Origin of the sequence: Piscinibacter defluvii, assembly GCF_004011805.1 — a bacterium.
Taxonomy (GTDB): Bacteria; Pseudomonadota; Gammaproteobacteria; order Burkholderiales; family Burkholderiaceae_C; genus Piscinibacter; species Piscinibacter defluvii.
On record NZ_RCHJ01000020.1, the window covers coordinates 135,945 to 143,559 of the forward strand.

9 protein-coding genes are annotated in these 7,615 nt (G+C 65.7%); all 9 read left to right on the plus strand.

Annotated features, from left to right (window positions below):
- Positions 1 to 83: 83 nt before the first annotated feature.
- On the plus strand, positions 84 to 710 hold the full coding sequence (locus tag D9C15_RS25940) for a flagellar basal body-associated FliL family protein (protein ID WP_128001570.1): 627 nt from the start codon (positions 84 to 86) through the stop codon (positions 708 to 710).
- Positions 707 to 1,711, plus strand: a complete 1,005-nt coding sequence (fliM, locus tag D9C15_RS25945) for a flagellar motor switch protein FliM (RefSeq protein ID WP_128001572.1) — start codon at positions 707 to 709, stop codon at positions 1,709 to 1,711. The genes D9C15_RS25940 and fliM overlap by 4 nt, the downstream gene beginning before the upstream one ends.
- Positions 1,701 to 2,132: a flagellar motor switch protein FliN gene (fliN, locus tag D9C15_RS25950; RefSeq protein WP_128001574.1), complete on the plus strand. Its 432-nt coding sequence runs from the start codon at positions 1,701 to 1,703 to the stop codon at positions 2,130 to 2,132. The genes fliM and fliN overlap by 11 nt, the downstream gene beginning before the upstream one ends.
- A gap of 1 nt (position 2,133) precedes the next feature.
- Positions 2,134 to 2,487, plus strand: a complete 354-nt coding sequence (locus tag D9C15_RS25955; RefSeq protein WP_128001576.1) for a FliO/MopB family protein — start codon at positions 2,134 to 2,136, stop codon at positions 2,485 to 2,487.
- A complete protein-coding gene (gene fliP / locus D9C15_RS25960) occupies positions 2,477 to 3,238 on the plus strand; it encodes a flagellar type III secretion system pore protein FliP (protein ID WP_128001578.1) in 762 nt (253 codons plus the stop codon). Before D9C15_RS25955 ends, fliP begins: the two co-directional genes overlap by 11 nt.
- 115 nt (positions 3,239 to 3,353) lie before the next feature.
- The gene (gene fliQ, locus D9C15_RS25970) at positions 3,354 to 3,623 is read left to right on the plus strand and encodes a flagellar biosynthesis protein FliQ (RefSeq protein ID WP_128001582.1); all 270 of its coding nucleotides are present in this window, start codon (positions 3,354 to 3,356) and stop codon (positions 3,621 to 3,623) included.
- Between the two features lie 73 nt (positions 3,624 to 3,696).
- Complete coding sequence (fliR, locus tag D9C15_RS25975) at positions 3,697 to 4,458, plus strand: flagellar biosynthetic protein FliR (RefSeq protein ID WP_128001584.1); 762 nt, start codon at positions 3,697 to 3,699, stop codon at positions 4,456 to 4,458.
- Between the two features lie 564 nt (positions 4,459 to 5,022).
- Positions 5,023 to 6,135 (plus strand): peptidoglycan DD-metalloendopeptidase family protein, encoded by a 1,113-nt coding sequence (locus tag D9C15_RS25980; protein ID WP_164886858.1) that lies wholly within the window; start codon positions 5,023 to 5,025, stop codon positions 6,133 to 6,135.
- 35 nt (positions 6,136 to 6,170) lie between these two features.
- Positions 6,171 to 7,615 (plus strand): alpha/beta hydrolase family protein (locus D9C15_RS25985; RefSeq protein ID WP_510630233.1); only part of this gene is annotated, 1,445 nt, incomplete at its 3' end.

Genomic DNA, 7,615 nt, shown 5'->3' on the forward strand with positions numbered 1-7,615 from the left:
CGCTGCATCGTGCCGGGGGCGCATTCGAATAATCGTCTTCATCCGCCGGCCTCCGGGCCGTGCCTGCATTGCAAGGAGAGCCGATGTCTGCAGCTGCCGCCACCGCCGAAGCCGCCCCGCCGGCCAAGGGCAAGAAGAAGCTGATCATCATCCTGGCCGTGGTGCTGCTGCTGGTGGCCGGCGGCGGCGGCGCGGCCGTGTTCCTCATGAAGAAGAAGGCTGCCGAGGCCGCCGCGGCCGAGGCCGAGGACGAGGACGGCGGCCACGCCTCGGCCAAGGGCAAGGCCAAGGCCGAGGCCAAGCACGACCCGGCGCAGCCGCCCGTCTTCCTGCCGCTGGACCCGTTCGTCGTCAACCTGGCCGACAAGGACGCCGACCGCTACGCCCAGATCGGCGTGACGCTGGAGGTCGAGGACGCCAAGCTCGGCGACCAGCTCAAGGCCTACATGCCGGCGATCCGCAACGGCATCCTGATGGTGCTGGCGCACAAGACCTCGACCGAGCTGCTGACGCGCGAGGGCAAGGAGAAGCTGGCCGGCGAGATCATGCGCGAGTCGGTGCGCCCGCTGGGCATCGAGCTCGAGGAGCCGGAGGAGGACGAGCCGGCGGCCGACGACGAGAAGCCGAAGAAGAAAAAGAAGAAGCGCAAGACCGCGGCCGATGAGAGTCCCGTGAAGCACGTGCACTTCTCCAACTTCATCATCCAATGAACCAGCAGATCCTCTCGCAGGACGAAGTCGACGCGCTGCTGCAGGGCATCACCGGCGAAAGCCAGAAGCTCGAGCAGGAGGAGACGCCTTCGGGCGGCATCCGCAACTACGACCTGTCGAGCCAGGAACGCATCGTCCGTGGGCGCATGCCCACGATGGAGATCATCGGCGAGCGCTTCGCGCGCAACATCCGCATCGGGCTGTTCAACTTCATCCGCAAGAGCCCGGAGGTCGCGATCGGCGGCATCAAGGTGCAGAAGTACAGCGCCTTCCTGCGCGACATCGTCGTGCCGACCAACTTCAACATCGTCAGCGTGCGGCCGCTGCGCGGCTCGGGGCTGATCGTGTGCGACCCGACGCTGGTGTTCGCGGTGATCGATTCGCTGTTCGGCGGCGCGGGCAAGTTCCACACGCGCATCGAGGGCCGCGACTTCTCGCCCACCGAGGTGCGCATCATCACCCGGTTGGTCGAGGTGATCATCGCGGAGTACAGGAAGGCCTGGCACGGCATCTACCCGCTGGAGCTGGAGTACCAGCGCTCGGAGATGCAGCCGCAGTTCGCCAACATCGCCACGCCGTCCGAGATCGTCGTGGCCACCTCGTTCACGCTGGAGGTGGGCGACACCAGCGGCACGATCCACTTCTGCATCCCGTACTCGACGCTGGAGCCGATCCGCGACGTCCTGTACTCCACGATCCAGGGCGACGCCAACGAGCCGGACCGCCGCTGGGTCAACCTGCTGAAGAACCAGATCCAGGCCGCCGAGGTGGAGCTCGTCGCCGAGCTCGCGCAGGCACCCGCCACGGTCGAGCAGCTGCTCGCCTTCAAGCCGGGCGACTTCATCGAGCTGGACCTGCGCAAGGCCATCGAGGCCAAGGTATCCGGCGTGCCGGTGTTCGAGTGCCAGTACGGCACCAGCAACGGCAAGTACGCCCTCAAGATCGAACGCACGTTGACCGGGTCCAACATGACCTGGCTGGGAGACCACCATGTCGGCTGAGAACACCAACACCGCGGAACAGGACGCGATGGCCGCCGAGTGGGCGGCGGCGCTGGCCGAGTCCAAGTCGGCCGAGCCGGCCAGCGAGATCGCCGCGGAGCAGGTGGCGCCGGCCTCGTTCGCCAACTTCACGCCGACCGCCGGCGGCGGGGCCGGCAACGACATCAACATGATCCTGGACATCCCGGTCCAGCTCAGCGTCGAGCTGGGCCGGACCCGGATCCCGATCAAGCACATCCTGCAGCTCGCGCAGGGCTCGGTGGTCGAGCTCGACGCGCTGGCCGGCGAGCCGATGGACGTGCTGGTCAACGGCTACCTGATCGCGCAGGGCGAGGTGGTCGTGGTCAACGACAAGTTCGGCATCCGCCTGACCGACATCGTGACGCCGTCCGAGCGCATGCGCAGGCTCTCCAAGGGTTGAGATGGGTGCGTCGCCGGGGCTCTCGTCGCTGCTGTGGTTCATCGCGATCGTCGCGATGATCCCGCTCGCCCTGTGGCTGCTCAAGCGCACGCACGTCGGCGGTGCGTCCGGCGGCGGCCTGCTGCGCCACGTCGCGATGCTGCCGTTGTCGGCCAGCCAGCGCATTGCCGTGGTCGAGGTCGGCCAGGGCGAGGCGCGCCGCTGGCTGGTGCTGGGCGTCACGCCCGGCAGCATCACCACCTTGCACACGCTCGAGCCGCAGGCGGGCGCGGACGCACCGGCGCCCGGCACGCCGGGCTTCGCGCAGCTGCTGGCCCGGCTCGCGGGCCCGAAGGAAGGCGGCGATGCGCGTTGATCGTCTGGCGCGGCGTGCCCTCGCCGTCTCGGTGTTGTCGGCCGTTCCTGCTGCGGCTTTAGCGCAGGCCGCGGGCGGCGCCAACCTGCCGCTGATCGTCGGCCAGGGCGCCGGCGGCACCACCTACTCGGTGCCGGTGCAGACCCTGCTGTTCTTCACCGCCCTGAGCTTCCTGCCGGCGGTGCTGCTGCTGATGACGAGCTTCACCCGCATCGTCATCGTGCTGAGCCTGCTGCGCCAGGCCATGGGCACGCAGGCCGCGCCGCCCAACCAGGTGGTGATCGGGCTGTCGCTGTTCCTCACCTTCTTCGTGATGGGCCCGACGATCGACAAGGTCTACGCCGAGGCCTACCAGCCCTATGCCGAGAACAGAATAGCCTTCGACGAGGCGCTCAAGCGCGGCGAGGTGCCGCTGCGCGAGTTCATGCTCAAGCAGACGCGCCAGTCCGACGTGGCGCTGTTCACCCGGCTGGCCAAGGTCGACCCGGCGGTGAAGACGGCCAACATCCCCTTCAAGGTGCTGGTACCGGCCTTCGTGACGAGCGAGCTGAAGAGCGCGTTCCAGATCGGCTTCCTGATCTTCATCCCGTTCCTGATCATCGACATGGTGGTGGCCAGCGTGCTGATGAGCCTGGGCATGATGATGCTCAGCCCGGTGCTCGTCGCCCTGCCCTTCAAGCTGATGCTGTTCGTGCTCGCGGACGGCTGGAACCTGCTTCTGGGGTCGCTCGCGGCCTCGTTCGCCACGTAGAGGTCCCGATGGCCAAGCGATCAACAACGCGGGCGGGCCGAGCGCCGGGCCGCCCCAAGCCGGCCCGCGCCCCCTCGGGGGGCCGTCCGATGTACTCATCGGGCGGGGGGCTGTCATGACGCCACAACAGGTCTTCACCTTCGGCCAGCAGGGCCTGTACACGCTGCTGATGGTGGCCGCACCGGTGCTGCTGACCATCCTGGCCGTCGGCCTGATCGTCTCCATCGTGCAGGCGGCCACGCAGATCCACGAGCAGACGCTCTCGTTCGTGCCCAAGGTGCTGGCCGCGGTCGCGGTGCTCGCCATCGCCGGGCCGTGGATGCTCACGACGCTGGTGGAATACCTGCAGCGCATGCTGCAGGCGATCCCGACGGTGGTCGGATGATGCCCCCAAGCTCACTGCGTTCGCTGCCCCCCGGGGAGGCGCGACCGGCCTTGAGGCGGCTCGGCGGCCGGTCATGATCTCCTTCAGCGAAGCCCAGATCCTGGGCTGGCTGACGCCCGTGCTGTGGCCCTTCCTGCGCGTGCTGGCGCTGTTCGGCTCGCTGCCGGTGTTCGCGCAGCGCAGCGTGCCGATGCGCGTGCGCGTGGCGCTGGCCTTCGGGGTGGCGTTGTGTGCCCAGGCCACGCTGCCGGCGCCGCCGGCCATCGCGCTGGATTCGGCCCTCGCGCTGCTGGTGGTGCTGCAGCAGCTGGTGATCGGCCTGTCGATGGGCTTCGCGGTGCGCATCGTGTTCGCCGCGGTGGAGTTTGCCGGCGAACTGGTGGGCCTGCAGATGGGCCTGAACTTCGCCGGCTTCTTCGACCCCGCCACCGGCGGCCAGACCACCGCGGTGAGCCGCTTCTACGGCGTCACGGTGAGCTGGCTGTTCATCGTCACCGGCGGCCACCTGCTGGTGATCGCCGGCGTGGTGCAGAGCTTCCACAGCTTCCCGGTGGCGCCCGAGCCGCTCGCCTTCCTGCACTCGGTGCAGCCGCAGCGCTGGGGCGCCGAGATCTTCGCCACCGGGCTGTGGATCGCGATGCCGCTGGTCGGCATGCTGCTGTTCGTGAACCTGGTGCTGGGCATCGCCTCGCGCGTGGCGCAGCAGCTCAACATCTTCGCGGTCGGCTTCCCGATCACACTGGGCGTCGGCCTGGTCGGCGTGCTGTTCACGCTGCCGATGCTGCAGGCGCCGTTCACGATGGCGCTGGAGAGGATGCTGCAGCAGTTCCTATAGGGCGGAGTCGGATTACCCGACCTCGCCCTTCACGGCGTGCCGGCCCGGCGCAAGGGGAGCCGGCACCGGCGATCAGACGCCTGAACTTCGAGCTGCGGCCGCCGGATTCCTTCGATCGTTACCTGGTGCTGGACCTGTGACGGGCGCCGCTTGAGGCTGTCCGCTGTGACACGTTGAGTAGCGAGCACCTCAGCTCTTCTGGGCTTTGGATTTGCGCCACGCGCTGGGACACGACCAGGTGGTTCGGTGACGGGATTCACCAAGTGAAGCGATGCTGGAGGCGAAGCAGCGCCGACAACGGTCGCCGGCACAGTCGCGCAGATGCGCCCCCCATAGATGTGGGGGGTAAGCAGTCTTGACGCAACCAACGACGGGCTGCGTCCGGAACTACCTATTGACGCCATGCAAGGCTCAAATGACGCTGCGCGTCGTCCGTCACTGGAACTTTCGGCCCATTCCCATGGGTTTGCGTCGAACACCCGCTGTCGGACCAAGGCAGCCCAAGCGCGGTCCGCAGGTTGCTGAAGTTTGTCTCCAGTTGGATCGGATCTTGAGGGGGTTGCCTTGCCATTGCTGATTCGCCTGCCCTTCGACAGCAACGGCCTGTCTGTATTGGTCACCCAAGGCCCAGGGAGTGAGACATCTCATTCCGGGTCGCTATACAACTCTTGGGACTTCGCCCTCGCCCACGGCGCCAGTGTCCTGGCCGTGGCAGACGGAACGGTCGTGGATGTTCGCGACTCCGTGCAAGACGGCAGCTCCGTTGCCTTGCCGGACGCGGACGGGGACAAAGATCCGTCAAACGATGATCCTTCACTCGGGTCTGGCGCAATCGGAAACATCGTCACCTTGCGGCATGTGATCGACGGTCAGGAGTTCTATTCGACCTACATGCACCTCGCCTACGAAAGTGTTCCCTTGGTGATTGGCGATCAGGTGATCGCCGGCCAAGTCATCGGCAAGGTAGGAAACACAGGCGCAAGGGATGGAACTCACCTACATCTCCAGGTCGGCTCGGCACTGATGCTCTTCGGTGGCACGGTCTACGGCAATGTCACGGGAGACAGCGCGAGTCCGCAATACATTGCTGATGCGAACGAGGGACAGATTGGCATTGTGAGTTTCTCTGGATACGGGACCACGCTTCCGCCCACCGTCGTGGGCCCTCCGGCAACCTCAGAAGCGGGCCAGAGCGTTACCGGGACGAGTGCGAGCGAGGTGCTCACAGGAGGCGTCGGGCCGGACACCATAGATGGTCAAGGTGGCAATGACACCATCAACGGCGCAGGCGGCATGGACACGGCCGTCTTCTTCGCCAACCGCGCGGACTTCACGGTCACCACGCTCAGCGGCATCACCCAAGTGGTCGGGCTTGCCAGTGCGGGCGGCAACTACGCCTACAGCACCGTTCGGCTGACCAACGTCGAGAACCTGCAGTTTGCCAACACGACCGAGGCGATCGCGCCGACCAGCAACACCTTGCTGATCGGCACGGTGGGGAACGACTCGCTCATCGGCACCAGCGCCAGCGAGACGATCGATGGCCGAGGCAGCCACGACACGATCAACGGCGCAGGCGGCACGGACACGGCCGTCTTCTTCGCCAACCGCGCGGACTTCACGGTCACCACGCTCAGCGGCAAGGCGGCAACTACGCCTACAGCACCGTTCGGCTGACCAACGTCGAGAACCTGCAGTTTGCGGACCAGACCGTGACTCTTTCAACCGCGGAAGAGATCTTTTCCAGCTTGGGCTACTTCACTGCATTGGCAGATCTCGCCAAGGCGGCCTACCACCTGTCGGATTCAGAGGACCTTCACGACGGCCAATCCATCCCTGACCAGCCTTCGATCCCCGTCCATGGGGACGGGAACAACTACGTCAAGCCCTATGCGGATGATGCGTGGGAACGTGTGCAGCAGACCTGGGACGTTCTGGGCAGTTCAGATCTTGGTCTGGCGTCCAGTGGAAGCGGCATTCTCGGCACCAATGAGTGGTTCCTGGAGGAAGATGGGATTTACCACTGTGAGAATGCGGCCGCGTTCGCCGTGCGTTGCGCAGATGCCGTTGTCATCTCGATCCGAGGAACCAATGACAACGATGAACATCCTTACGTCCCGTCGGCCGACTCGCTGAACTGGGTGTCGATGCAATCGCACTATGACGAGCTGTCGACGTTTCTGAATGCCGTCGACGACTACGTCACCGACAGGCCAGGGGAAATCACCTCGATCTACGTGACCGGACATAGTCTTGGCGGTGCCATGGTGCAGAAGTACATGGCCGAGCATGCGCCGTCCTGGTCTTCCACCGTCGCATTGCAGGCATTGACGTTTGCGTCTCCGGCATGGGTATCAGACTTGCTGCTTGGCGACCCGAGGGTCTTCTGCATTGAGGTAGACGGTGATCCGGTGCCTGACGCTGGCCAGCCCAACGGGTACGTCGTCACCGCACACGTCGACGGGCTGACAGGGCTGGACGGTACGGCGTTTGAGGGTACCGACTTCCACTCGATGGATCTGTACCGCGAAGTGGCGAGTACGCTGGACGAGGCTCTCGGCAGGCAGACGACCTCGACGCCGGCCTCTGCAGGCACTCCCTACGTACACGGATTTCTCCGGTCCACCCTTGTTGCTTCAGGTTCCAGCATTGACGTTGCACTCAGGGGTGCCTCGATCTTCGATCAAGCGACCGGTGAAACCTACACCTGGGGCGACCAGGAAATCGCGCCGCAGTTCTCTCTGGCTTCAGGAAACGACAACGTCTTCGCAGAGGGGGACACCGCTGAAGCGGACTACTTCATCGGTGGAGCTGGCCGGGACATACTCGGCGCAGGCACGACCGCGGCGCCGGGCATTCTGCTCGGTGGCACCGGCAACGACACCTATGTCGTCGACAACGCCGGCGACCGGATTGTCGAGCGCAGCACCGATTCGAGCGAGATCGACCGCGTGCTGAGCTCGGTGAACTGGACCCTCGGCGCCAACCTCGAACGGCTCACGCTGACCGGGAGTGCCTCCAACGGCACCGGCAATGTGCTCACGAACCTGATCACCGGCAACGACTCCGCGAACACGCTCGCCGGTGGCAGCGGCAACGACACGCTCAACGGCAATGCCGGCAACGACACGCTCAACGGCGGTATCGGCACCGACCG